Below are 24,709 nucleotides of genomic sequence, written 5' to 3' on the forward strand. Positions count from 1 at the left end.
GGGTGGGGCCAGTTGAAGCCTGTGCCTTGGACTATGTGGATTTTTTCCTGGAGGAGCAGGTCCAGGACGAGTTGTTCGTCGTCGTGGATGGGGTAGACGGTGCGGTCGATGCGGGGGAAGGCGTAGAGGGCGCCTTTGGGCGTTACGCAGGAGATGCCGGGGATGCTGTTCAATGCCTCTACGGCACGGTCGCGTTGGTCGCGCAGGCGGCCGCCGGGGAGGGTGAGATCGTAGATGCTCTGGTGGCCGCCGAGGGCCGCCTGGATCGCGTGCTGGGCGGGGACGTTGGCGCACAGGCGCATTCCGGCGAGCATGGTCAGGCCCTCGAGGTAGCTCTGAGCGTGCTGGGTGGGGCCCGAGACGACGAGCCAGCCGGAGCGGAAGCCGGCGCAGCGGTAACCCTTGGACAGGCCGGAGAAGGTCAGGCACAGCAGGTCCGGGGCCAGCGACGCGACTGCGGTGTGGGTGAGGCCGTCGTAGTAGATCTTGTCGTAGATCTCGTCGGAGAACACGATCAGGTTGTGGCGACGGGCGATCTCCAGCAGTTGACGCAGGATCTCGGGCGGGTAGACCGCGCCGGTGGGGTTGTTCGGGTTGATGATGACCAGGGCGCGGGTGCGGTCGGTGATCTTGGCCTCGATATCGGCGAGATCCGGGTACCAGTCGGCGGATTCGTCGCAGATGTAGTGTACGGGACGGCCGCCGTTGAGGGTGGTCGCGCCGGTCCACAGCGGGAAATCCGGTGCGGGAACGAGGACTTCGTCACCGGGTTCCAGTAACGCCGTCAGCGCCATCATGATCAGCTCGGAGACCCCGTTGCCCAGGTATACCTCCTCCACGTCCACGCCGTGCACGCCGAGCGTCTGGTAGTACTGCACCACCGCGCGCCGCGCCGGCAGCAGCCCCTTGGACGTGCAGTAACCGCTCGAGGCGGGCAGGGCGCGCACGATGTCCTGGAGGATCTCCGCGGGCGCCTCGAAGCCGAACAATGCCGGGCTGCCGGTGTTGAGCTTCACCACGTGATGCCCCTCCGCCTCGAGACGCGCCGCGTGCTCGGCGACCGGGCCGCGGATCTCGTATGACACCCCGGCCAGCTTGCTCGACTGCTTCACCTGCATGAACGTCCTCCTCGTAGTGGCTGCAGGTCACTCTACTTGGAATTTCCAAGTTGTCACTTGGTATTTCCAAGTAGTCGGTTACAGTGGGGGCGTGCCCCGTCGAAACTATGATCACTACTGCGCGATCAGCCGAGCGCTGGACGTCGTCGGCGACCGTTGGAGCCTGCTGGTGGTCCGCGAATTATGCTCGGGCCCGAGGCGATACAGCGACCTGTTCGCGGATCTGCCCGGGATCAGCACCGATATGCTCGCCACCCGGCTCAAGGAACTCGAACACGACGGGATCCTCACCCGCCGCCGCGTCGGCCCCCGCGCGGCCACCGCGGTGTACGAGCTGACCGAGTTCGGGGCGGCGCTGCGCCCGGTGCTCGACGCACTATCGGTCTGGGGCACACCGCTGCTGGGCCCGCGGCGTGCCACGGACGCGGTGCGCACACAGTGGTTCGCACTACCGCTGGGTCGCGCGCTGGCCGAATTAGTCCCCGCCGGAACCGTGACGGTGCACATCGGCGAGTCGGCCATCCACTACGAGATCACCGGCGCTGGGATCACCCACGGCGACGGCCCCGCCCCCGTCCCGGACCGGGAAATCCACCTGAGCTTCGACGATGCGGTCGAGGTGGCACTCGGCACGCGATCCCTCACCGACGTCCTACCGGCCGCACCCGCCGACTCCTGACGCGCACCCAGCGCCTACCTGGCCTCTCGGGCTGCGCCGCCATCACAGTTACCGCCCCATCGAGCCGCAGCTCATGCTCTCCCCGGCGCGTCGCCGTCGCACACCGATCACCCACCGTCCATTCAGGCTGCGGTGCCCCGTGTTCGGTCCCGGCTCGGGCTCCCATCGGCGCCACAGCTCCGGAACACACCAGCCGGATGGGACCCGGAGCTGGACGCACCGACCCGATGGCCCCTGGAGCTGGAACCCGTCAGCCGAGCGCCCCCGGAGCTGGAATGCACAAGCCCGGTGCACCCCGAGTCGGCACACTCCGGCCCGATGCATCCGATGTCGGCACATCGGCCGGGCAGCCTCTGTTCACACCGGATCGGCAGCGGTCGCCGGGTAGACCGGCGGACCGCAAAAATCCGGGTGTCGGTGCCCCGGTCCCCGGCGACTTACCGCGCAGAATGGCACTCATGGCGAACATGCAACCACTGCAACCATTTCCGGATATCGAGCCCTACGCCTCCGGGCTGCTGGAGGTGGGGGAGGGCAACCGGGTCTACTGGGAGACCAGCGGCAACCCCGAGGGCAAACCGGCGCTGGTGGTGCACGGAGGCCCGGGCAGCGGCGGGAGCCGGGGGTCGCGGCGGAGCTTCGATCCGGACGCGTACCGGATCGTGCTGTTCGATCAGCGCGGGTGCGGGCAGAGCGAACCGCACGCTTCGGATCCCGCGGTCGGGCTCGAGCACAACACGACCGAGCATCTGATCGCCGATATGGAACGACTGCGTGAGCATCTGGGGATCGAACGCTGGCTGCTGTTCGGCGGATCCTGGGGCTCGACGTTGATCCTGGCCTACGCTGAGCGGTATCCCACACGGGTCAGCGAGATCGTCCTGATCGGCGTCACCACCACGACGCGTACGGAACTCGACTGGCTCTACCGGGGCGTGGGGCGGTTCCTGCCCGCGCAGTGGGAAGCGTTTCGCGACGGTGTGCCCGAGGCGGACCGCACCGGGAATCTCCTCGCCGACTACGGCCGATTGCTCAACAGCCCGGACCCGGGCACCCGCCGCCGCGCCGCGCGCGACTGGTGCGCGTGGGAGGACGCGGTCATCTCGCACGAAAACCTCGGCAGTCCAGGCCAATACAGCGCCAAGTCCGAGCCGGCGATGATGGCGATGACCCGTATATGCTCGCACTACTTCGCCAACGCCGCCTGGCTGCCGGAGGGGCAACTACTCCGCGAGGCGCACCGGCTGAAAGGAATCCCGGGCATCCTTATACACGGCCGCCTGGATCTCAGCGGCCCGGTGAGTACCGCATGGGAACTGGCGAAAGTGTGGCCCGAAGCGGAATTGCAGATCATCGAGGAGTCCGGCCACACAGGCAGCCCCGCCATGAAACAGGCCGTGCTCCAAGCAGTTCGACGATTCGCGCCGACATGAACTCGGACCCGGCCGTCCCGAGGCGACGGCGCTCGTACGGAGGCATGCCTCGATCCGGTGCCCGGCCTATCGCTACATTTTGTGGCTCCACTTGTCCGATACCGGACGATCAAGGACACAGAATGTAGCGGGAGGCCGGTTCTCAGGTGGTGGCTACGAGAATCTCTTCCGAAACGGCCGGGCGTAGGCCGTCGGACCGGTTGCGGAAGTATCGGTCGGTGAGGTTGGCGGCCGATACGGGGTGGGCGGCGGCGAATCCGGACTCCAGGGCCAAGGCGGTGAACTGGTCGGCGGTGTAGAAGCTGATGAAGGGGGTGCCGGAGGTGCGGGCCCCGCGTTCGGCGAAGCCGCGCATGGTGAGCTCGGGCTCTTCGATCTCCTCGATCGGGCGCATATAGGTCATCGCGAGGGTTGAACCCGGTGCCAGGGAGGAGATTTGGCGAAGGGATGCGGTGTTCGCCTCGTGTGTGAGGTACATGGAGACGCCGGTGGAGGCCAGAACCGCGGGGCGCTGGGGGTCGAAACCGGTGGAGAGCAGCCGTTCCCACCAGGATTCGGTTTCGAAGTCGACCGGCACGAATCGCAGTCCCGCCGGAACGGTGAAGCCGAGTTCTTCGAGGCGCTTGCGCTTCCACGCCTGCGCTTGCGGTTGGTCGACCTCGAAAATCCTGATGCTCGAGGTGATTTCGGGCCGCCGCTGGGCGAACGTGTCCAGGCCCGCGCCGAGCAGTACGTACTGATCGACACCGTGCGCGGCCTGCTCGACGATCAGATCCTCGATGAACCGCGCCCGCGCCACGATCCACGCGCGCATCGGGCCGGTGCCGACCGGATCCATATCCGGGCGCTCACGCCAGCCGGGCGCCGGTTCGACCAGCCGCAGTCCGACCTCGTCGACCAGCACATGCGGCGGCTGATCGACCAGCACGTGCAGGGCTCGCCACAACGCCACCCGAGCCCCGGTATCCTCCGGCGCGAGATCCTCGGATGCGCTGACAGCACTACTCGTGGCCGGGACCTCCGGGGAACGCTCGGCGCGCTCGTCCTTCGAGGGCTGGGATGGGACGGGGTCCCCGGGGGCCTGTGCCGGAGGCATGTCGTCCGGGTGAGAACTCATCTGCGCACCTGCCCGGTAGTCGGGTGTACTTCGAGGGAGCGACCGAAGCTGTCCGGCGCCGCTGATCGCGCGATCATGCTTGCGCCTCGCCTGTGTGTGCGTGGCCCGGCTGACCCTCGGGCGCCGCCTGCAACGTCCACAGGCGTCCGTCGGGATCGCGGATGATCATTTCCGTTGTACCGAAATGGGTTTCGGTGAACTCCTCGACCACCTGGACGTCACCGTCGAAGTGGACCGCCGCCGGATCGGGTACCCGCAGCACCAACTGTGTGCTGGGCTCCTCGTGCGGGACCTCGGCGACGAAAATGTACGGCCCGTCACCGTTGCGGAACAGTCCCGAGTTGTGATCGGTGGTGAAATCGGGCTCGTAGCCGAGGGATTGCATGAATCGGGCGGCCTTACCCCAGTTGCGGGTGGTCAAGTACACGGCCTCGATACCGTCGGTCGTCATGATCGTGGCTCCTTTCCGTCGGTGTGTGCGGGGGCGGAGGTGGACTCGTCCAGGTATTCCCGCAGCGCCTCGGCGACCAGCGCCGACAGCGACTGCCCGGACTCGATCGCCCGGAACTTGACCTGCTTGATCAGCTCGACCGGCAGATACACGTTGAACTGTTTCACCTCGTCGCCCACGCATCAACGCTAGCATGCTAGCAAGCTAGTCGACAACAGTGTCGCCGATTCGGTGCCCCAGATGCGGGAGTACCGACGCGTTCGACCGGCTCGGCACTCCCGTCCGCACCTGATGGGATGTGTTGCACCCGGCAGCCCGAGGGCGGCCGGGTGCATTCGGGAAACCAGCGGTAGGCGCTCAGGCCGCGGAGCTGAACAAACCGTTGACCGGCCCGTTCGTCGGCGCGGACAGCGCGTCCAGGCGCTCGGTGAGTTCCGCGGGCAACTCGATCTCGACCAGATTCTCTTCGAGTTGCTCGATCGTGCGAGGACCGATCAGGCTCGAGGTGATATCCGACCGCCCGGCGATCCAGGCCAGCGCGACCGCGACCGAGGTGGTGCCCAATTCCGTTGCGATGCGGCCGACTTCGTCCGCGATCCGCAGATTCCGGTCCGACAGCGTGTCGGTGACGAGCCGCTGGACCATCGCGGGTCCGGCGTCGCGGATCTTGCCCCACCGAGACTCCGGGGCCGGGTTCGCATCCCGATACCGGCCGGCCAGCACGCCCCCGCCCAGCGGGCTCCATGCCGTCACACCCAGTCCGTGGCGGCGGCACGCGGGCAGGACCTCCGCCTCGATCGTGCGCGCCACCATCGAGTACTGCGCCTGCAGCACGGTGAACGGCGTGCCACCGATACGCTCTGCGGCCCATTGTGATTCGACGATCTGCGCGGCGGTGAAGTTCGAGCAGCCCAGATATCGGACCTTGCCCGAGCGCACGAATCCGTCGAGGGTGGCCATCGTCTCCTCGATCGGCGTGCCCGGATCCCACTGATGGCAGTAGTAGATGTCGACGTAGTCGGTATCCAGCCGACCCAGGCTCGCCTCCAGTGCGGGTATCAGGTGCGCCCGCGACAACCCGCGGGCGTTGGGGCTCTCACCTTGGGGTGCAAAGGCTTTGGTCGCCAGCACCACTTGGTCTCGGCGTCCGCGCAGTGCACGCCCGACGATCTGCTCGGACTCGCCGTCGGAATAGACATCGGCGGTGTCGATCACGTTGTGCCCCGTGTCCAGGAATCGGTCGATGATCTGCCGCGCGTGCTGCTCGTCGCAGGTCGCGATGTAGGCCGAATGCCCGAAATTCATCGCGCCCAGGCTGATTCGGGAAACCTTGAGTCCGGATCTGCCCAGTGTCACGTAATCCATGAGTATGTCCTCAACCGCTCGGTACCCCCTCGGATAGAATCGGAATCATGACTCCGGTTAAAAGATACGGAATATGGATTCCGTTTGTCAACGGCTCGTCGACGTGACGGCCGGACGACCGCTGCGCGCCGACGCCCGTCGCAACCGGATCCGACTGCTCGAGGTGGCCGAGACGGTGTTCACCGCTCAGGGCGTGGACGTGCCGATCGAGGAGGTGGCGCGCATCGCGGGCGTCGGCGTCGGCACGGTGTACCGTCATTTCCCGACCAAACAGGACCTCGTGGACGCGATCGTCGTCGAGCGCCTGCGACGCCTCGCCGAATACGCGCATTCCGCTGCCGCACAGCCTGATTCGGCTGCCGCGCTGATCGAGGTGATCGGCCTGATCATGGCCGAGTCCACGGTGAAGAAGCACCTCGGCGCCGACGAGCCTGGCATCAAGAAGAGCCCCGCGACCGAGCTGGTGGCGGCGGATCTGCGCGCGGCCATGGCGGTCCTGCTGAGCAGCGCGCAGACCGCCGGTGACATACGCCCGGACCTCGACGTCTCGGACGTGATGGCCATCGTCTACGGCCTGAACGCCACCTCGGAGTACTACGGCTGGGACGCGTCGGGCCGTCGTCGCGCGATCGCTACTGTTTTCGAGGGCGTGCGTCCGCGCGGGTGACGCCTCGGGTACGCGTCGACACCGCTACGTGCGCGGTGCAACCGATGTTCCTCAGCGTGGTAGGTCCATACGCTGTGTGCCGATTACCGACAGCAGCCGCAACGCTTCCTCCGACGGCGACCCGGGCGCGGCGGTGTAGATGACAACGTGCTGATCGCGGTCGGTGATATCGAGTATGTCGCAGTTGACGGTGACCGGGCCGACCAGCGGATGCTGAAAGGTCTTGCGCAGGGTGTAGTCGTACTCCACCTCGCGAGTAGCCCAGAACTGTGCGAATTCGGCACTGCCGGTGTGTAGTTCGTGGATCAGTTCGCGCACCCCGGGATCGTCCGGATAGCGGGCGGTCGCGGCCCGCAGACCATGGGTCGCGCGCCGGGCGAACGCGTCGGCATCGGATACCCCGTACAGCCTGCCCCCGGCTGAATCCGGCCCAAGGAACACCCGGCGCAGCAGATTGCGGTCGCGCTGCGGTACCGCTGAGAAATCCTCCAGCAGCGCAGCGGCCAGATCGTTCCAGGCCAGGACGTCGTAGGTCGCGGACATCACCGTCGCGGCGGCATTGGGCAACCGGTCCAGCAGATCGAGAATGCTCTGCCGGACCTCCCGGCACGGCCCGGGCGGCGGGCCCGGCGGGGCTCCGGCCAGGTGATGCAGGTAAGTGCGCTGATCGTCGGACAGGCGCAACGCCCGGGTCAGTCCTGCCAAGACCTCCCGCGATGGGCGCGGGCCGCGCGCCTGCTCGAGCCGTGTGTAGTACTCGGTCGACATGTACGCCAGCTGCGCGACCTCCTCGCGGCGCAGCCCCGGGGTGCGGCGGCGCGGCCCGCTGGGCAGACCGACGTCGGCAGGGGTGATCTGCTCACGCCTGCCGCGCAGGAACTCGGCCAGTTCTCGTCGGTCCATACCTCGAGTGTCGCTCGATATGTGCGCGCGAGCCAGGTATCGGCGATGCCTGGATAGCTCGGCGGCCCGCACGCAGGCTCGTTTCATGAGCACAACGACATTTCCCGGAGCGGCCCTGCTGACAGGCAAGGTCGCGTTCATCAGCGGCGCCGGTCGCGGCATCGGCGCGGCGGCCGCGCGGGTCTTCACCCGCGAGGGCGCCCGGGTGCTGCTGGCCGCCCGCACCGAATCCGAGCTGAAGGCGACCGCCGAGGACGTTCGCGCCGCCGGCGGTGAGGCCGAGTACCTGGTCTGCGACCTGGCCGACACCGCCGCCGTGCGCGCCGCGATCGAGCAGACGGTGAGCCGGTTCGGCCGGCTGGACATCGCGTTCAACAACGGCGGGACGATCCAGCGCCCCGGCCCGATGGACGGTGTCGAGGAGTCCGAATTCGACCGCATCTATCAGGTGAACCTCAAAAGCGTCTGGACGGCCATGACCGCCGAGGTCGCCGCGATCCGAGCCACCGCGGGCACCGGCGCCATCGTCAACAACTCCTCGATCGGCAGCCTGCGCGCCAACCCGGAACTACCGATCTACGCCGCGATGAAACGCGGCGTCAACAGCCTCACCGCATCCGCCGCGGCCACCTACGGCCCCGAAGCCATCCGCGTGAACGCCATCGCCCCCGGCAACACCCGCACCGAAATGATCCGCGCCTGGGAGGAGAATTCTCCAGGCCTCCGCACCCGCCTGGAATCCCTCACCCCCCTGGGCCGCTCGGCCGACCCCGAAGAAATCGCCCAAGCCGCCGCCTGGCTACTGAGCGACCGAGCCTCGTTCGTCACCGGAACGGTGCTGCGCGTGGACGGGGGAGCGCGGGCCTGATGAACTGATCCGCACCGAAACGGACTGATCCGCGCGGATACAGCATGGCAACTCACGCAGTAGGGCCACGGTCGAAACAGGCCAGCTTCCGTCCGGGCGAGGTCGGCCGCGATGAGGTGGTCGAGTCGACGTCGGCCGCCAGCGCCTCACCCTCCAGCCGTAGGAGAGTCAACACGGCCTCTCGGCGGCACGTCGCGAGTTCGGCCGCCATACCGGACGAGCAGAGATATGCGCCTGCGGCGGATGCTGATTGGGCGACCGACCGGGTAGACGGTAGGTTGGGGGATCGCGGGAGAGGGAGGAATTCACTGTGTCCGAATGGCAGACCGTTCACGCCGGCCCGGACTGGGAACCCAGTGCGGACCTCATCGCTGCCGCGCGGGAGCAACCCGGCGGGATGGTGGCCGCGATCGACGGACACTACCTCGAGGACCCCAACGGCTATGTGCCGAGCGAACTGATCGAGGGTGTCTGGGTGGTTGACCAGAACGGGCGGCTGACCGGGGAGTTCAAGGCCAACCCCGAGTACGGCCCACCCCCGGTGGACGACTTCACCAAGCTCACCCAGGAGGAACTGCTGCTCACCCGGCTGGGTGTCGATCCGGCCGCACTGGTCCGCAGCGCGGTCACCGATATGCTGGACCAGCAGCAGGCGGGCACGACCGTGGCATGGATGAAGGTCACCGACCCGCCACGGCACCTGACCGGAGGCAAACGCACCCCGGACGGAACCGTGACCGTCACCTGTTTGGGCTTGGCCGTGCCGATCGCGTTCGAGGTGAACGCCACGGACGGCCACCGCCCCATCCTGCGCGCGGTGTTCAGTCACGTCGTCACCGGCTTGGGCGCCGAGGAACCGCCGAGCAACCGAATCTGGTTGGACCTCAACGAAACAGCGGACTGGGCCGAGGAGCAACTCCAGAACCGCATCCTGGATCCGGAGAACTGATCAGGCGTTCTGGATGGATGGTGCCGGCAGAGCCTCAGCGCGGGATGTGGAGATCCGCCGCCCACCCTATCGCGGGGCTGGTTGCCTGGAGATGAACTCGCCCGCCGGGTGTGTATTCCTCGTGCGCGTCGGTGAGCGGCAATCCTCGCCGTCGGCCCGGTCGCCATCGCTGCGTGGATGTTCCCCCGATTTGCGCGCCTCGCCCTCGACGCCCCCACGATGGGCGCCGGGGCGCGCATCCTGCACCGCATCACGCGTATCTACGCGGCGATCGGAGTGCTGGTCCCGGTATTCGGCATCGCCACCGGAGCCGGCATGGGCATTCTCGGCAGCACATGGCTGATCGTCTCCATGATCCTCACCGCCCTGGCAGCCGCCCTCCTGATCGCCCTCATCCTGCCGAATCAGACGCGCGTCCTGCGCGCCCTCGACGCGGGCGAGGACACACCGCGAGACTTGGCGCCTGACAGCATCACCCGCCGGCTCGGAATGCTGACAGGCGTGTTCAACCTGCTCTGGGTGATCGTGGTTGTCCTGATGATCTACCGGCCCGGATCGACCACGGGCGTCGGACTGTGAACCCCAGGCACATCCTGCAGATCATCGGCGCGATCGAGTTCATCACGCTCCTGCTGATGCTCGCGAACCTCGCTACCATCCATCTGCCGGAGGTCCCGCGAGTTCTCGGCCCTGTGCACCGGCTCGCCTATACCGGCACCATCGTCACGGCCATTCTCGTCCGGGGCGGAAGCCACCGGGTGTGGTTGCTCTCGCTCATCCCGGGAATCGGAGGCATTCTCGCGTCCCGTGTCGTGTCACCGAAGGAACTGAGCGGCGTCTGATGGGCGAGGAACTGTAGACGATTGCTACCGGAACCCCGTAATGGTTCGGCGGCACGCTGGACCGTGGTCGACGTCGGCCCGATCGGTCGAGTCCGGCGATCTGGCGCCGGAATTCGCCTTGGTGCGAGGAATCCGGTGCGTCCACGCCACGAACTCGGCCGCACGGCACACGGGCCTTGCTCGATCGTGGTGGCCCGACCGCGATCTGCGTGACCGGAGCGGCCTTCCGGCGGATATCCCCCGGCGTGGAGTCCGGAGCTATGAGTCGGATGCGCCGAGCAGGGTGCACAGGGTTCGTCGCAGGGTGGCGCGGTCGGCTGGGGGAAGCGAGCCCAGAAGCTCTTCCTCGATGGCGGCGCTCGCGGAGCGGAGTTCGGCGGCGATACGGATGCCTTCGGGGGAGAGTTCCAGTACGCGGCGACGGCGGTCGGCGGGGTCGACCGTGCGAATCAGCAGTCCTCGCCCGACCGAGGTCTCGATGATCGGGACGGCGTTGCGGGGGTCGATGCCGACCAGTTCGGCCAGTCGTTGCTGGCCCAGTGGGCCGGTCTCGTCGAGTGCCAGCAGGAACTTGTACTGACTGGGGGTCAGCTCGAGCTGGGCGAGTGCGTCGGCCCACCGGCGCAGGGCGAGTTTGCCGGCGCCGCCGAGTAGCCACCAGGTCGTTCGCTGGAACTCGAGAGCGTCGGTCGTGCCCGGTGGAGGGGTGTCGTCGTCGAGGTCTGTCTCCGGGGTCACGATGCCGAGTCTAGCGTAACCCACATCGGCCATGATAGACATGAGTAACGTACTTACATGAGACATGACTAATTGACCGGCGCGAGTCGGTGCATCGAGGAGGTTGATGATGAGAGCAGTTCGTTTCGATCACTACGGCGATGTCGAGGTACTCGATGTACGCGAGGTCGACGACCCGGTGGCGACGCCCGGGCGGGTGGTTGTCGAGATCCGGGCGGCCGCGGCCAATCCCGGAGACATCTACGTCCGGGAGGGCTTGGCCGAGGAAGCATGGGCGCTGCGGGCACGGTTGGCCGGGCCGGGCGCACCCCGGTGGTCGATGAGTTTTCCGGCAGGTCAGGGCATGGAACTGGCCGGTGTAATCGTGGCAGTCGGCGACGGGGTCGAGCGCTGGCGTGTCGGCGACGAGGTGCTGGGCTGGTGCACGGAACGCGTCAGCCATGCCGAACTCGCCGCCGTGCCCGCCGACCAGTTGGTCCCCAAGCCCGCCCAGATGAGCTGGGAAGTCGCCGGTTCGATGTTCATCGCGCCGATGGCCGCGCTCGCCAGTATCGAGGCGGTCTCCCCGGCGTCCGGTGAGACGGTCGTGGTGTCCGGCGCCGCCGGTGCGGTCGGAATCGTGGCGGTACAACTCGCTCGCCACCGCGGCGCCACCGTCATCGGCCTGACCAGACCGGTCAACCACGCCTGGATGCGCGACCGCGGCGTCATCCCGGTCATCTACGGCGATGGCCAGGCGGCCAGGATCGCTGTGGCCGCGGGCAATCGTGTCGACGCGTTCATAGACACCTTCGGCGCCGATTACGTCGACCTCGCACACGAACTGGGCGTCCCCGCGCAACGTATCAACACCGTCGTGGACTTTCAGGCCGCGATGACCGGCCGCGCCGGCATCGCGGGCACCAACGACGCGGGCGGGGCCGCCGGGCTCCAACACCTCGTGGACCTGGTCGCGGCGGGCGAACTCGAGATCCCCATCGCCGATGCCTACCCGCTCACCGATGTCCGCAAGGCCTATCAGCAGCTCGCCGAACGACGCACCCACGGAAAAATCGTCCTGCTGCCGTGAACGTGAAACAGCAACAGCCGCACGGGACGTGCTGCTGTCCCGCAGGTCTGCACCGGATGCCCTATCATTGCGCATCGTTGTTCTGATCGGCGCAATTACGGCAGGTGTCAAGGAAGGGTCTCAGGTGCGATCGGATCGCCGGACGTTCATCGCGGCAGCAGTTGGTATGGCATCGACGGTGATGGCGCGGGGGTGGGCCGACGCCGCGCCGGACGCTGCCGCCTCCGCCGAACTGCCGGCGGGGTTGCGGCAACTCTGCACCGATGTAGAGCGGGATTTGGCCGGCGAACCCGCCGTAGCCGGATTGTTCCGGTCGGCCTTCACCTATACGTGGAAGAACGCGATGCACCGCCTGCCCGGCGGGTACGAGTTCGTGGACACCGGCGATATTCCCGCTATGTGGTTGCGGGACAGCACCGCTCAGCTGCGACCATATCTGTTGGCTGCCAAGGATCCGGTCGTCGCGGATGCCGTTCGGGCTACGCTGCGTAACCAGGTTCGTTATGTGCTCACCGATCCTTACGCCAACGCGTTCAAGGCGATACCCGATTCGAAGAACAGTGGCACGGACTATCCCGTGCCGGGACCATTGGTGTGGGAACGCAAATACGAGGTGGACTCGCTCGCCTCGGTGCTGCAACTCGGTTACGCCCTGTGGCGCGCGACCGGCCGGGTCGATCACGTGGATTCGGATTTCCGGGCGGCGTGCGAGGCCATCGTGCACCTGTGGACGGTGGAGCAGGGCCATCCGTGGTTCTCCCCGTACGTCTTCCGGCGGACCGGCATGTACAGTTCGGACACGCTGCCGAACGGTGGGCGGGGGAGCGCGATCGGCCCGACCGGCATGACATGGTCGGCTTTCCGTCCCAGCGACGACCCCTGCAAGTACGGCTATCTGGTGCCCGGCAACGCGATGGCATCGGTGTCGCTCGCAGGCCTGGCCGAACTGGCCGCGGCGGCCGGTCTCCCCGGGCTGAGCGCGCGTGCCGCCGCGCAGTCGGCCGTGATCGCGGCAGGCGTCAGAAGCTTCGGAGTCGTCGAATCGGGAAGCGCCGGAAGCGTTTACGCTTATGAAGTCGATGGTCTGGGACACCACCTGCTGATGGACGACGCCAACAGCCCCAGCCTGTTGGCGCTGCCCTACCTCGGATGGTGCTCACCCACCGACCCGATGTACACCCGCACCCGCTCATTCGTACTCAGCACGGCCAACCCCTATTTCTTCCGCGGCAAAGAAGCGGCCGGAGTCGGCAGCCCCCACACCCCACCCGGAAACATCTGGCCCCTGTCCCTGGCAATGCAGGGCCTCACCACCGCCCGCACCGACGACCAATTGACGATGGCCCGCCTCATCGCACACACCACCGCCAACACGAACGCAGTACACGAAAGCTTCGACCCGAACGACCCTTCCCATTTCACCCGAACCGAATTCGGCTGGGGCGACGCCCTGTTCAGCGAACTGGTCCTAGCCGTCACCGGCCGCCACACCGCCCCCTTGTTCCCCAGCATGCCCAAGATCTGACCCGCAGCCCGTCCCGCCTGATCGACGCGGCCGCCGACAACTCGTGGGTCGGACTGTCGGCCTTTCCGACCGATCGGGTTCGGCCGGACTGTGCCGATCCGCCGGTCGGCGTTCACGGCGAACATCGTTCCGGGACTTCCGGTTTCGCCGGGCACCTGGGTCATGCCCCATGACCATCGGTGCTCGTGACGTCACTTGGTGGAAGACATCGAGGCAGCGTGGCAATGTGGGCAATAATGCCGCCATGACGGTTGGGCGGCCACTGCGGGTGAGGGTCGCGATCCCGTGCGGGTTTCCCAGATGCGGCCAGACGGCGGCAATGGTCGAACTGATCCCTCACGGCGCCGTCTACGCCGACGGTCAGAAGGACATCCTGCACGAGATCGACATCTCCGGCCTCTTCGGCAAGGGCACCTTCAGGCTCAGCGACTTCCTCCGGTTCGCGAACTACTCCACCTATGTCGCCGACTACGAGGGATTCGTCGCTGCGGTGCGCGGCGCGGGCGACGACGTGGCCGCGGTGCTGTACGGGCTGAACAAGGAATATGCGCCGTTCTTCTGCGCGCAGTGCGGGTGTTCGTACTGTGGAGCGCACTGGAAGCTGGAGCCGTCATTCGACTACGGCTTCGACTATTACTCCGGAGACTGTCCCGTCGGGCACAGAAAGTTCATCGACCACTGACCGAGTGTCGCTGGCTCGGCACTCGCGTAGGGCTGCTGGGTCATGACCTGTTCGACCAGCCCAACGGCCACACCGCAGGCCTGCCCGAAGACGCCCTCGACACCGCCTGCGGGCTCTACCTGGGCGACCCAACAGCCTGGATCCGACCCCCGACGAACTTATGGACGTGACCACATAGGGTCGCACCGTGACCAAGAGCGAATCAGCCGATGCCGCAACCTCAGCTGTCGCAGTGGTGGGTCCGGGGGCGATCGGTACCACCGTCGCGGCGGCGCTGCATGAGGTCGGGCGTACTCCGATGCTCTGTGGTCGTACGGCTCGTGAGCGGCTGGTGTTGCGGGATGGCGAAGGGGACGTCGTTGTGCCCGGCCCTGTACGGACCGATCCGGCGGAGGTCGACGAGGTCGGTCTTGTGTTCTTGGCGGTCAAAGCCACACAGGTCGAGGCGGCGGCGTCGTGGTTGGCGGCGTTGTGCAATCCGGGGACCGTTGTTTGCGTGCTGCAGAACGGTGTCGAGCAGGAGGCGGTTGTCGCGCCGTACGTTCCCGGTTGTCCGGTACTGCCTTCTGTCGTGTGGTTTCCGGCTCAGACCCAGCCCGACGGTTCGGTGTGGTTGCGGAGCAGGGCCCGGCTGACTTTGCCGGATGTGCCAGCGGCCGGTCTGGTGCTGGATGCATTGCGCGGCACTCGGTGTTCGGTCGAGTTGGCCGCGGACTTCAGGTCGGTGGCGTGGCGCAAGCTGCTACAGAACGCGGTCGCCGGGCTGATGGCCCTCACCGGCCGCCGATCCGGCATGTTCAAGCGCGCCGACATCGCCCAGTTGTCCTTGGCCTACCTGCGGGAATGTCTCGAGGTCGCCCGAGCCGAAGGCGCACTCCTGGGCGACGAGGTGCCGCAGGAGATCATCGACAGTTTCCAAGCCAATCCGGCCGACATGGGCACCTCCATCCTCGCCGACCGTGAGGCCGACCGGCCGCTCGAATGGGACATCCGCAACGGCATCATCGCGCGCCGCGCTCGGGTTCACGGCATCCCGACGCCTATCAGCGATGTGGTGGTTCCGCTACTGGCGTCCGGAAGCGACGGACCCGGCTGATTCCGCCTTGCCCGCCACCATGTGAAGCCCATTCGTGTGGCGCGGAGTGTTGCGAACCCGACCGGTTGAGGCCGGATCGTCGATTCAGCGAACCGCACTTGTTCGTCGGCTCGACGTGTCGCGGCGTCTGGATTGGATGGGTGATCGGTATTTCCTGGCTGGTGGGAGGGCCTTGCTGCGGCACGATTTAGGGGGTGCGTGACTGCCGCTTGTCGATGAAGACTTGTCCGGGCGTCTGCCCAGGGGTGGTCGTTCTCGCTGAGCACAGCCTCGACATCCCTCGATAATACCAGTAGGCTGACAATCAGCATTACTGATGATTTATTGGGCTGACGAAGGGAACGCGATGATTCTCGTCACTGGAGGGTCCGGGTTCATCGGCTCCCACACCGTCCGCGCGCTGCACGGCCTCGGCGAGTCGAGCGTCGTGATGCAGCGCCGCAGCAGCCAGGTCCCCCCGCATCTCGCGGACCTGCCTGTCGTCGCGGAGCAGGCCGACGTAGCCGACCTGGATTCACTGCGGGCGATCGGCGAGCGCCACGAGATCACCGGCATAGTGCACCTCGCAGGCTACCCCGCGCCGCGGGGCACGGTCGGGGGCATCGAGGCCACCCAGGGGCTGCTCGACGGGCTCCTCAACATCGCCCGCGCCGCCGCGGAATGGGGCGTGCGCCGGGTGAGCCTCGCCAGCACGCTCGGGGTCTACGGCGGCATCGCGCGCAGCGGCCCGCTGACGGAGGACCTGCCTGTGCTCTTGAGCGCCCCGCACCCGATTCCGCGGTCGAAGAAGATCGCCGAGCTCCTCGCCGAGCAGCTCGCGGAGGCGACCGGCACACAGATCGTCAGCCTGCGGATCTCCGGCACCTGGGGCCCCCTCGGCCACGAGGACCCGTTCTTCGCCGCGCCCGCGCTCATCCACACGGCGGCCAGCGGCAAGCCCCTGGACCTGTCCACCCTGCTCATCCCGCCGCACCTCGGCGACGGGCTCGACCTGTGCTACGTCGAGGACACCGGCCGCGCGATAGCCCTGATCCAGCTCGCCGAGCACCTCCAGCACCGCACCTACAACATCGCGTCCGGGCGCGTGACCACGAACGCAGAGGTGATCGCAGCCATCCGCGAAGCCGTACCCGAGGCCGCACTCGACCTCCCGGCCGGCGCCGGCCGACCAGGCGCCGCTCTCGACATCACCCGGCTCCGCCAGGACACCGGGTTCGAGCCGCAGTACGACACCGTCCGCGCAGCCGCCGACTACATCGCCTGGCTCAGGGCGGGCAACGAACGCTGACCCGCACCGGTCGGTACTGATCCGGCCCGATGGCCATGCGGCCTGGGCATCCGACGACCAGCGGGCCCCAGGGCTGCTCGAAGCACTCACATCATGGGTCGGATAGGACGACTATCGGACGACTCCGCAGCGGCGGCTCGATGGCGGCGGACCTGGCCCTCGTCTAAACCTCGCATGAGCCTTAGCGCCTGCCCGCTCCGGCTACCGGGCTGCCCAGAGAGAACGGGAGCGTTGCTTCTCGATCGGCTGCGGCGACGACGCCATCGACCGCGTCGTCACGCTGACTGGGTAGGTGCGGCAGGTCGTCGCTCGGGGCGGAGGACGTTCTTGGAGGTCAGTGGGTGAGGGAACGGGCGATGCGGAATCCGACGTCATCCACTCGGAAGGTGGGGTGGCTGCGGCGCCGGGCAGAGACCCGGCAGCTCCAGTGCTCGTCGAACCAGCCGCCGCCGCGCAGCACCCTGTACGTGCCGTAGACCTCGGGGTCGTAGAAGTCCCAGCACCAGTCCCAGACGTTGCCGAGCATGTCGTACAAACCCCACGGGTTGGGACGCTTGCCACCCACCTCGCGGAGGCGTTCGCCGGAGTTGCCTCGGTACCAGGCGATCTCGTCGAGGGGTCCGTAATGCGGTCCGGTCGTGCCGGCCCGGCCGGCATGCTCCCATTCGGCTTCGGTCGGTAAGCGGTACCCGTCGGCGGACGCGTCCCAGTCGATGCCTTCGCCGTCGAAGGGGAGGGTGTAGGCCGGCGCGAGCCCCTCGCGCTCGGACAGCGTGTTGCAGAAGTGGACCGCGTCCCACCAGGAAACACCCTCCACGGGCAGCTGATCCCCAGAGGCCGTACTCGGCCGCAAGCCAGTGACTCGTGTGTACAGCTCCTGGGTGACCGGAAACGCCGCAAGCTGGTAAGGGGCTAGCTCGACTGCCCAGTTGCGCTGGGTCCGCCGGTCCGACAGGGTCACCTGTCCCGGCGGGATATCGATCATCGTCCCTGTGTTCGTGTCCACGATCTGGCGATCCTACTGGCCCCTGATGTGGGCGCGCCCCGCCGAGGTGTCGGTGCCATAACGCCATTCTGCCAGGACGTCTCGGCAGACCCGGTGCCGTCATGACGGCATTGCACGGGTGCAGCCCAACGGCCGCCCTGATTGGCGAGCCGAGGCCGACGGTGTCATCACCCTCGTGCTGGACGGGCTGCGCCGACCGCGCTCGGGCGACAGTCAGCGCGAGCAGGACAACCTCGCTCGGGGGAAAGTGACACGCTGCAGCAGTGCGGTATGAGCTCTTCCAAGGAACCGCTCCTGCGATCGGGGATCGCGGGGGAGCGGGGAAGCAGGCCGTGACACTCGGAATGAAATGGTACGTGCGTCCCATCGACCCTAGTTTTCTTCTGGTTTACGTCGCTTTTCGTTTCGTAAGAAGCACGCAAACGTAAACGTAAATAATCGCAGTAATCGACTGGAAGCATCGACGAAGCGCTGGGGGCTGACCGCCGATAACGTTCACTTATCGGCGGTCAGGACGGTAGGGATCTGATTGCAGCTCACTGCGATTCGTTTCGTGTTCTTTCGTTGGAAATGACGAAACAAACGCTACGATTTACCAGTGACGACGATGTGTAACTACCCGGGATGCTCCCGAACCATCACCCGCGGCGGTGGCCCCGGGCGACCCTCGGAATACTGCGACCATCCCGAACACACCCGGTGGCGGGCCTGGCGAGAGCGGCAACGGCTGCAACAGGAGCAGGAGCGCACACCGGACGCGAACGTCACTGTGACGCAACAGGGGCCGGTGACTGTGGCGCGACTGCGCGCGGACGAGTTGCTCACCCAGTTCCGTATCCTCGCCGAACAGTTGGGCACGACCCTGAACACCGCCGTCGCCGAACTGTCCACCCTGGCCGACCCCGCTGTCGCGGAGGCTCAGGTCCAGGCTGTGCAGGCCGAGGCCGCGCGACGTGTCGCGGAGGCCGAGATTGCCGCGGTGGGGGCCGAGCAGGCGCGGCGGGAGGCCGAACAGGCTCGGGCAGCAGCCGAATCCGCTGCTGAAGATGCCGCGACCGCCGCCGAAGATGCCGAGGCCCGGATCGCCGAGGCCTTGGCCGCCCGCGACGACGCGCTCATCGAGGTGCAGCGCATCACCACCCGCGCCGCGGACGACGTCTTCGCCGCGCGCACCGAGGCCGAGGCCGAGGTCCGCACCGCCCGCCGCGAGGCAGCCGAGGACGTCGAGCGGGCCCGCGACCAGGCGAACGAAGAAATCGCCCTGATCCGCCGCAAAACCGACACCGAGATCGAACGCGCCAAACGCGAGGCCGCCCAGCAGATCACCGCCGCCGCGGCCGAACGCGACCTGGCCGTACAACGCGCCGCGGACGCCGACCGCGCCATCGACCGCGCCGAAACCGCTGTAGCCGAACGCAACCAGGCCCTCACCGAAACCCGCGACGACCTCACCCGCACCCGCACCGAACTAACCGACGCCCGAGCCGAAATCACCGCCGTCCGCACAGAACTCACCGAAGCCCGCCGCGCCGCCGCCCAAGACGCCGCAACCCTGCGCGCCGACCACGCCGCAGCTCTCGCCGCCGCGCACCAAGAACACACCGAACGCCTCGCCGCCTTGGATGACGCCCGAGCGCAAACTCTCACCCGCGCCGAACGCGCCGAACGTCTGGCCGACGACCTCCTCTCCCGCACCCACCACCCCGACCCGGCGCACCCGACCGAATGACCCTGGGTTCGTCGATGCGATTCGTCGCGACAGTGACGCAGTCGGCACTGCCGGGTGCCGACCTGGTCGCGGGCCTTTCGGTGACCGACTGGAATCACGCACTCCGCACCCTGGCGATCGCCGTCCCCGATGACAGGCCCAGCATTGCCGTTATCGACGAGGTCCCGTGGCTGGTCGAGCAGGATCGCGAATTCGAGGGCGCGCTGCAGACGGTATGGGATAGAAACCTATCCAGCAAACCCGTGCTGTTGGTCTTGGTCGGCAGTGACACCTCGGTTATGGAGGCCTTGCAGACCCACGGGCGCCCCTTCTGCGGGCGCGCTACGAAAATGGCTGTCCACCCGCTGCATGTGGGCGACGTGCAGGCGATGACAGAACTGCCAGCCGCGGAGGCGGTGGATGCGCAGCTGATCACCGGCGGATTCCCGGAGTTGGTGCAGTCCTGGCATCCGGGGATGAGCCGTATGGAATTTCTTCGGGCGGCGGTGACGAATCCTCTGTCGCCGCTGCTGGCCGTCGGTCAACTCTCGCTTCTCAATGGGTTCCGCGAGACCTCGAAATCGCGCGCGGTGCTGGAAGCGATCGGCAACGGAGAACGGACCTACAGCGCGATTGCCGCCGCGGCCGGCAGCGCACAGGGGCGCTTCCCGCGGGCACCCTGACTCCGCTGCTGAACACGTTGCAGGCCAAGCGAATCGTCGCCACGGACTCGCCCTTGTCGTCAACCGCGGACACGAAGAACAAGCGCTATCGCATCGCCGACTCCTATCTACGATTCTGGCTGGCGTTTTTGCAGCGAGGTCTTCCGTTGATCGAACGCGGTCGCGGTGATCTTGCGTTGGACCGGATCGAGCGATCGTGGACGACCTGGCGGGGCCGTGCCGTGGAACCTCTCATCCGGGCATCGCTGATGCGGAGGCTGCCCGACGAGCAATGGCCCGACACTGAGGTGGTCGGCGGTTGGTGGAATCGGCAGAACAACCCGGAAATCGATCTGGTCGGTGCGGATCGTGCACCGGTCGCGAGCGCTGTCCACTTCGCGGGCTCGATCAAATGGCTCGAGGAGCGTCCGTTCGATCGTCACGACTACGACGAACTCGCTCGTTCCGTTCTGGCGATCCCGGGTACCGATGCGAGGACGCCGCTGGTCGCGGTGACGCGGTCGGGCGTGGATGGCGACCTACCGCTCACAGCTGTGTGGGACGCCGAAGACATTGTCGCCGCTTGGCGATAACGGGTCAGGGCCTAGTCTTCCATTGGCCTGCTATCCAGTTTTCCGATCGCACGGCGCGTAGTCTTCCGATCGCGGTGAGCACCGTCTTGGGCGGGGTGAATTCCGTCTCGCTGGAGGCGCGATGCTGCCCGTCGCTGATCGGTCCCGGAGCTGGATGCGGCCTGCCCAGGGCCTCGGGAGGTGACTGGCGAGGGTTGACGTACTCGGAGAACCACCGGCGTGGAGGACTCGTGTTGGTGGCCGTCTCGAGTAACGTCGAAGGTATGTCCGTCATGAGTAACACACCTGTCGTGGCGATCGATCTCATCCCTGCCGACGTCGATGGGCCGATCGGCTTGGGCGTCAACGCGATTCCCGTGGGGGATCGGAGCTGCGGCGGTCGGTGTGGCCCGTTCGAGGTTCGTGGCGGGGATATCCTGCTCGTGGCGGTCGCTGTGTCCGGAAGGGACTGAGGAAATGGCAAGCAGGACAGCATTGTTCACGGTTGCGATGATCGGTGCGGCGGCTTTGCTCGCCGCATGCTCGTCGACTTCGGGGGGTGGGTCGTCGACGACGTCGACCTCGACCACGTCGGCCGCCCCGAGTACCTCGACCCAGGCGCCGGGGCCGGAGAACAACCTCGAGACCACGCCACCCACCTCGTCCGCGACGGAGATGTCCGCCTGCGCCGATGGGCAGCTCGTGGTGTCCGCCCAGTCCATGGGGGCGGCGATGATGCATCGCGGGCTGCGATTGACATTCGCGCTGGCCCCGAACACGGGGGTCACGGCGTGCACGCTGAGTGGCTACCCCGGTGTCGACACCGGCACGGGTGGTCCCGTGGTCCACGCGCGGCGGACCCCCGGCAGCAACGGCGCCGACCCGTCACAGGTGGTCGTCGTGAAGACCGGCGCCCCTGCCCATGCGGTGGTCGAGGCCAGCGCGATGGGCCCCAACGGCACCGAGTGCACGAATTACTCCACCCTGCAGATCACCCCGCCCAACGTCTTCCAGGCACAGACCCTGAATTTCGACCTCCCCGGCTGTGAGCTGCAGGTGCACCCGGTCACGCATTAATTCGGCACCGGGAAACGAAAAGCATTGCGGCGCCCCCGAGTTCGCGCTCGATCCGGGGGCGCCGCGGGTACGACAGGTGTGACGCTTACGAGGACGGACCCGCGAGCAGCGTCGCGAGGTCCGACGCGGCGCCACGGAACGCGTCGGCGTCCACCGACATGCCGGCGACCGTCGCCTGATCGGTGAACTGCCAGATCACAGGGTTCGCGTTGCCGTAGGAGTTCCAGCCCTCGCCGGAATCGGCGCCGGCGTTCTGGTAGAGGTCGTAGGCGTATCCGGTACCGCCGGGGTAGGCCGAGGAGATCAGCCCGGGCACCTGCGACAGGTCGGGCGAGCCGATGTTGCTCCAATACCACTGCGGGATATAGGACAACGCGACCGTGACTCCCGCGTTGTTGAACGCGTCGACCAGGGCCCAGTAGTCGCTGATGTTGCCGGAGTTGGACTCGAAGTCGATCATGCACACGTTCGGGCCGCCGTTGGCCTGCCAGGTCTGCACCTGCGACGCCGGGCTCCCCGAGGAGTTGGCGTAGTGGTAACCGATGATCGGGAGTCCGGCCTGCTGTGCGCCGGATTGATTGGCCGCCCAGGTCGAGTCCTTGTAATAGTTTCCCTCGGAGACCTTCGCCTCCACCCAGGAGAATCCCTCGTTGGCAACCTCGGTCAGGTTGATGTTCGCTTGATAGTTCGAAATATCAATGCCGTACAGGGTCATTCGTCGACCTCCCGTGTTATTCCGGTGCAGCAACGCCACAGCGGCGCATGATGACGCTCGGCGACAACACGTTCGTCACGGACCAGACCTGCGGCACGGAGTCGAGGGCGCGGCGCCCTGATGCGACTACCCCCCATGAAACCCCCTGATACCTCGGCTGAATTCGGTCACGACCATTGCCCGCCGGCTGCCCAAGTGCCGTCGTCCTATCTTCAGTTCAACGAGCCGAGTGTTACATGCCGAGACTCCTGCCCGCAACCTGAGATTTGCTGCCTGTCAACAGGATACGAGGTCGCTGTAGCCCGACGGATAATACTGCCAGCAACGTCGGGGCGCGCCGGAAACTCCGGATCTCACAGCATCACGCAACATAACTCCCGCAGGACTTGCCTCGCTGCCGGACCGATCCGGGCGCGTGTCGTAGCGATCCGTCCGGTGGCGGACCGTAGCATCGGCAACCATGAAGGTTGTCGCGGATATTCTGGTCGTACTTGTGGCGCTGGTGCACTGCTACATTCTGGTGCTCGAGATGTTCCGGTGGACGCACGACCGCACTCGGGCCGCCTTCGGTACCACCCCCGAACTGGCCGAGGCGACCAAGCCGCTGGCGGCGAATCAAGGTCTCTACAACGGATTTCTGGCGGCGGGTCTGATCTGGAGCTTGTTCGCGGGCGGGGCCGCGTACCAGTTCAAGGTGTTCTTCCTGCTCTGCGTGCTCGTCGCCGGTCTCTACGCCGTGCTCGTGACGAAGCTGCGCCCGCCGCTGTTCGTGCAGGTCGTGCCGAGCGTGGTGGCGCTGGTGGCGGTGCTCATCGCGGGATGAACCAGGTCGGCATCGCCGGACATCCGACGGCCGCTCCGCATCACCCAACGGACCTCGGTCTGCCGGAACATCTTCCGGCAGACCGAGCCGTGCGGGCTACTCGCTCAGCACCTCGAGTACCGTCCCCGCCGCGACGGTGCGCCCGCCCTCGCGGACCGCGAAACGCAGACCCGCTTCGATCGGGGCGGGGCGTCCGAGCGTGACCGTCGCTCGGACGGTGTCGCCCGGGACGGCCAGGTCGGCGCCGGCGAGGGTGACGTCGCCGACCACATCGCCCGTGCGCAGGTAGAACTGCGGGCGATAGCCGGTGGTGATCGGTGTGCGGCGGCCGCCCTCGGCGGGCGACAGCAGGTGTATCCGCGCGGCGAAACGAGTGTGCATGTCGATGCTGCCGAGTGCGGCGACCACCTGGCCGCGGCGGACCTGGTTGCGTTGCACACCCCGCAGCAGCAAGGCGACGTTGTCACCCGCTTCCGCGGATTCCATGGTGCGGCCGAAGGTTTCGACCCCGGTCACCACCGACTCCAGCTGCTCGCCGTAGCCGATCACCGCCACACGGTCGCCGCCGCGGACCCGCCCGCGCTCCACCGCGCCCGTGACGACCGTGCCGCGGCCGGTGATGGTGAGAACGCTCTCCACCGGCAGCAGAAACGGCGCGTCGGTGTACCGCACCGGAATCGGAATGTAGGCGTCGACCGCGTCCAGCAGCCGCAGCAGCCCCCGCGACCACTGCGGATCACCCTGCAGCGCGCGCAGCCCGGACACCGGAACCACCGGGGCGCCCGCGCCGTCGTACCCGTGGGTGGTGAGCAGCTCCCGCACCTCCAGCTCGACCAGTTCGAGCAGGTCCGGGTCGGCGCCGTCGGCCTTGTTCAGCGCGACGACGACGTGCTCCACACCGACCTGCCGCGCGAGCAGCACGTGCTCCACGGTCTGCGGCATGACGCCGTCGTGCGCGGACAGCACCAGGATCGCGCCGTCCAGCTGCGCCGCGCCGGTGATCATGTTCTTCACGAAGTCGGCGTGCCCGGGCATGTCGACATGTGCGTAATGCCTTGTGGCCGTTTCATATTCGACATGCGCGATATTGATGGTGATACCGCGCTCGGTCTCCTCCGGGGCCTTGTCGATCCGATCGAACGGTACGAAGGCGCCGCCTCCGCGCTCGGCCAGCACGCGGGTGATCGCGGCGGTCAGCGTGGTCTTGCCGTGATCGACGTGCCCCATGGTGCCGATGTTGAGGTGCGGCTTGGTGCGTTCGAAGGCTTGTTTGCCCATGATGTGTTCGCTTCCTGGAAAGTCGTGGATCGGGACCTCGCCGGCGGGACACCTTCCCCGTCCGAGGTCCCGGAGACT

29 protein-coding genes are annotated in these 24,709 nt (G+C 67.0%); 19 read left to right on the forward strand and 10 right to left on the reverse strand.

Annotated elements, in window-relative coordinates; all coding sequences use genetic code 11:
• On the reverse strand, positions 1-1,118 hold a 1,118-nt coding region (locus JZ791_RS30660; RefSeq protein WP_216899088.1), incomplete at its 3' end, for a pyridoxal phosphate-dependent aminotransferase.
• A gap of 91 nt (positions 1,119-1,209) precedes the next feature.
• Between JZ791_RS30660 and JZ791_RS30665 the strand changes: the two genes are divergently transcribed.
• Both JZ791_RS30665 and pip read left to right on the forward strand, forming a co-directional pair.
• On the forward strand, positions 1,210-1,797 hold the full coding sequence (locus tag JZ791_RS30665) for a winged helix-turn-helix transcriptional regulator (RefSeq protein WP_216899090.1): 588 nt from the start codon (positions 1,210-1,212) through the stop codon (positions 1,795-1,797).
• Positions 1,798-2,264: 467 nt separating this feature from the next.
• Positions 2,265-3,230 (forward strand): prolyl aminopeptidase, encoded by a 966-nt coding sequence (gene pip / locus JZ791_RS30670; RefSeq protein ID WP_216899149.1) that lies wholly within the window; start codon positions 2,265-2,267, stop codon positions 3,228-3,230.
• A gap of 142 nt (positions 3,231-3,372) precedes the next feature.
• Here the strand turns inward: pip and JZ791_RS30675 are convergent, their stop codons facing one another.
• The 4 genes from JZ791_RS30675 to JZ791_RS30690 all read right to left on the reverse strand — a co-directional run bounded on the left by JZ791_RS30675 (position 3,373) and on the right by JZ791_RS30690 (position 6,163).
• A complete protein-coding gene (locus JZ791_RS30675) occupies positions 3,373-4,347 on the reverse strand; it encodes a class I SAM-dependent methyltransferase (RefSeq protein ID WP_254206626.1) in 975 nt (324 codons plus the stop codon).
• A gap of 73 nt (positions 4,348-4,420) precedes the next feature.
• Entirely contained in the window at positions 4,421-4,798 is a 378-nt protein-coding gene (locus tag JZ791_RS30680; protein ID WP_216899092.1) for a VOC family protein, read from the reverse strand.
• Entirely contained in the window at positions 4,795-4,977 is a 183-nt protein-coding gene (locus tag JZ791_RS30685) for a ribbon-helix-helix protein, CopG family (protein ID WP_216899094.1), read from the reverse strand. The genes JZ791_RS30680 and JZ791_RS30685 overlap by 4 nt, the downstream gene beginning before the upstream one ends.
• 178 nt (positions 4,978-5,155) lie before the next feature.
• Positions 5,156-6,163, reverse strand: a complete 1,008-nt coding sequence (locus tag JZ791_RS30690) for an aldo/keto reductase (protein ID WP_216899095.1) — start codon at positions 6,161-6,163, stop codon at positions 5,156-5,158.
• Between the two features lie 73 nt (positions 6,164-6,236).
• On the opposite strand from JZ791_RS30690, the gene JZ791_RS30695 reads away from it, so the two are divergent.
• Positions 6,237-6,830, forward strand: coding sequence for a TetR/AcrR family transcriptional regulator (locus tag JZ791_RS30695; protein ID WP_216899097.1), 594 nt, complete (start codon positions 6,237-6,239; stop codon positions 6,828-6,830).
• A gap of 51 nt (positions 6,831-6,881) precedes the next feature.
• Here the strand turns inward: JZ791_RS30695 and JZ791_RS30700 are convergent, their stop codons facing one another.
• A complete protein-coding gene (locus tag JZ791_RS30700; protein WP_216899099.1) occupies positions 6,882-7,733 on the reverse strand; it encodes a helix-turn-helix transcriptional regulator in 852 nt (283 codons plus the stop codon).
• 85 nt (positions 7,734-7,818) lie between these two features.
• On the opposite strand from JZ791_RS30700, the gene JZ791_RS30705 reads away from it, so the two are divergent.
• The 4 genes from JZ791_RS30705 to JZ791_RS30720 all read left to right on the forward strand — a co-directional run bounded on the left by JZ791_RS30705 (position 7,819) and on the right by JZ791_RS30720 (position 10,392).
• Positions 7,819-8,601: an SDR family NAD(P)-dependent oxidoreductase gene (locus tag JZ791_RS30705; RefSeq protein ID WP_216899101.1), complete on the forward strand. Its 783-nt coding sequence runs from the start codon at positions 7,819-7,821 to the stop codon at positions 8,599-8,601.
• Positions 8,602-8,911: 310 nt separating this feature from the next.
• Entirely contained in the window at positions 8,912-9,550 is a 639-nt protein-coding gene (locus tag JZ791_RS30710; RefSeq protein WP_216899103.1) for a hypothetical protein, read from the forward strand.
• A 141-nt stretch (positions 9,551-9,691) separates the two neighbouring features.
• Positions 9,692-10,129 (forward strand): DUF2269 family protein, encoded by a 438-nt coding sequence (locus tag JZ791_RS30715; RefSeq protein ID WP_308163171.1) that lies wholly within the window; start codon positions 9,692-9,694, stop codon positions 10,127-10,129.
• Positions 10,126-10,392 carry a hypothetical protein gene (locus JZ791_RS30720; protein ID WP_216899106.1) on the forward strand — a complete coding sequence of 89 codons (267 nt, stop codon included), beginning with the start codon at positions 10,126-10,128 and terminating at the stop codon, positions 10,390-10,392. The genes JZ791_RS30715 and JZ791_RS30720 overlap by 4 nt, the downstream gene beginning before the upstream one ends.
• 258 nt (positions 10,393-10,650) lie before the next feature.
• On the opposite strand, the gene JZ791_RS30725 is transcribed toward JZ791_RS30720, so the two are convergent.
• Complete coding sequence (locus tag JZ791_RS30725) at positions 10,651-11,130, reverse strand: MarR family winged helix-turn-helix transcriptional regulator (protein WP_216899107.1); 480 nt, start codon at positions 11,128-11,130, stop codon at positions 10,651-10,653.
• Positions 11,131-11,236: 106 nt separating this feature from the next.
• Here JZ791_RS30725 and JZ791_RS30730 point away from each other — a divergent pair, with 106 nt between their 5' ends.
• The 6 genes from JZ791_RS30730 to JZ791_RS46870 all read left to right on the forward strand — a co-directional run bounded on the left by JZ791_RS30730 (position 11,237) and on the right by JZ791_RS46870 (position 16,896).
• On the forward strand, positions 11,237-12,199 hold the full coding sequence (locus JZ791_RS30730; RefSeq protein WP_216899108.1) for an NADP-dependent oxidoreductase: 963 nt from the start codon (positions 11,237-11,239) through the stop codon (positions 12,197-12,199).
• A gap of 166 nt (positions 12,200-12,365) precedes the next feature.
• Positions 12,366-13,724, forward strand: a complete 1,359-nt coding sequence (locus tag JZ791_RS30735; RefSeq protein WP_216899110.1) for a glycoside hydrolase family 125 protein — start codon at positions 12,366-12,368, stop codon at positions 13,722-13,724.
• Positions 13,725-13,893: 169 nt separating this feature from the next.
• Positions 13,894-14,406, forward strand: coding sequence for a hypothetical protein (locus tag JZ791_RS30740; RefSeq protein WP_216899112.1), 513 nt, complete (start codon positions 13,894-13,896; stop codon positions 14,404-14,406).
• Between the two features lie 187 nt (positions 14,407-14,593).
• Positions 14,594-15,502 (forward strand): oxidoreductase, encoded by a 909-nt coding sequence (locus tag JZ791_RS30745; protein WP_308163168.1) that lies wholly within the window; start codon positions 14,594-14,596, stop codon positions 15,500-15,502.
• A 346-nt stretch (positions 15,503-15,848) separates the two neighbouring features.
• Positions 15,849-16,790: an NAD-dependent epimerase/dehydratase family protein gene (locus tag JZ791_RS30750; RefSeq protein ID WP_216899114.1), complete on the forward strand. Its 942-nt coding sequence runs from the start codon at positions 15,849-15,851 to the stop codon at positions 16,788-16,790.
• Positions 16,791-16,809: 19 nt separating this feature from the next.
• Positions 16,810-16,896: an aromatic-ring hydroxylase C-terminal domain-containing protein gene (locus JZ791_RS46870; RefSeq protein WP_368858346.1), complete on the forward strand. Its 87-nt coding sequence runs from the start codon at positions 16,810-16,812 to the stop codon at positions 16,894-16,896.
• Between the two features lie 228 nt (positions 16,897-17,124).
• On the opposite strand, the gene JZ791_RS30755 is transcribed toward JZ791_RS46870, so the two are convergent.
• Positions 17,125-17,775 (reverse strand): formylglycine-generating enzyme family protein, encoded by a 651-nt coding sequence (locus JZ791_RS30755; RefSeq protein WP_216899154.1) that lies wholly within the window; start codon positions 17,773-17,775, stop codon positions 17,125-17,127.
• A gap of 628 nt (positions 17,776-18,403) precedes the next feature.
• On the opposite strand from JZ791_RS30755, the gene JZ791_RS30760 reads away from it, so the two are divergent.
• The 5 genes from JZ791_RS30760 to JZ791_RS30780 all read left to right on the forward strand — a co-directional run bounded on the left by JZ791_RS30760 (position 18,404) and on the right by JZ791_RS30780 (position 21,815).
• Positions 18,404-19,525, forward strand: a complete 1,122-nt coding sequence (locus JZ791_RS30760) for a coiled-coil domain-containing protein (protein ID WP_254206631.1) — start codon at positions 18,404-18,406, stop codon at positions 19,523-19,525.
• A 14-nt stretch (positions 19,526-19,539) separates the two neighbouring features.
• Positions 19,540-20,187: an AAA family ATPase gene (locus JZ791_RS30765; RefSeq protein ID WP_216899116.1), complete on the forward strand. Its 648-nt coding sequence runs from the start codon at positions 19,540-19,542 to the stop codon at positions 20,185-20,187.
• A gap of 53 nt (positions 20,188-20,240) precedes the next feature.
• Positions 20,241-20,759 (forward strand): DUF234 domain-containing protein, encoded by a 519-nt coding sequence (locus tag JZ791_RS30770; RefSeq protein ID WP_216899117.1) that lies wholly within the window; start codon positions 20,241-20,243, stop codon positions 20,757-20,759.
• Between the two features lie 272 nt (positions 20,760-21,031).
• Positions 21,032-21,211 carry a hypothetical protein gene (locus JZ791_RS30775; protein ID WP_216899119.1) on the forward strand — a complete coding sequence of 60 codons (180 nt, stop codon included), beginning with the start codon at positions 21,032-21,034 and terminating at the stop codon, positions 21,209-21,211.
• 4 nt (positions 21,212-21,215) lie between these two features.
• Positions 21,216-21,815 (forward strand): DUF4232 domain-containing protein, encoded by a 600-nt coding sequence (locus tag JZ791_RS30780; protein WP_216899121.1) that lies wholly within the window; start codon positions 21,216-21,218, stop codon positions 21,813-21,815.
• A gap of 85 nt (positions 21,816-21,900) precedes the next feature.
• On the opposite strand, the gene JZ791_RS30785 is transcribed toward JZ791_RS30780, so the two are convergent.
• The gene (locus JZ791_RS30785; protein WP_216899123.1) at positions 21,901-22,530 is read right to left on the reverse strand and encodes a glycoside hydrolase family 25 protein; all 630 of its coding nucleotides are present in this window, start codon (positions 22,528-22,530) and stop codon (positions 21,901-21,903) included.
• A 460-nt stretch (positions 22,531-22,990) separates the two neighbouring features.
• Between JZ791_RS30785 and JZ791_RS30790 the strand changes: the two genes are divergently transcribed.
• Positions 22,991-23,353: a DUF1304 domain-containing protein gene (locus JZ791_RS30790; protein WP_216899125.1), complete on the forward strand. Its 363-nt coding sequence runs from the start codon at positions 22,991-22,993 to the stop codon at positions 23,351-23,353.
• Positions 23,354-23,449: 96 nt separating this feature from the next.
• Here JZ791_RS30790 and tuf read toward each other — a convergent pair whose 3' ends face one another.
• The gene (gene tuf, locus JZ791_RS30795; protein WP_216899126.1) at positions 23,450-24,631 is read right to left on the reverse strand and encodes an elongation factor Tu; all 1,182 of its coding nucleotides are present in this window, start codon (positions 24,629-24,631) and stop codon (positions 23,450-23,452) included.
• Between the last annotated feature and the right edge of the window lie 78 nt (positions 24,632-24,709).

This window comes from Nocardia alni, assembly GCF_019038435.1.
Lineage (GTDB): Bacteria > Actinomycetota > Actinomycetes > Mycobacteriales > Mycobacteriaceae > Nocardia > Nocardia alni.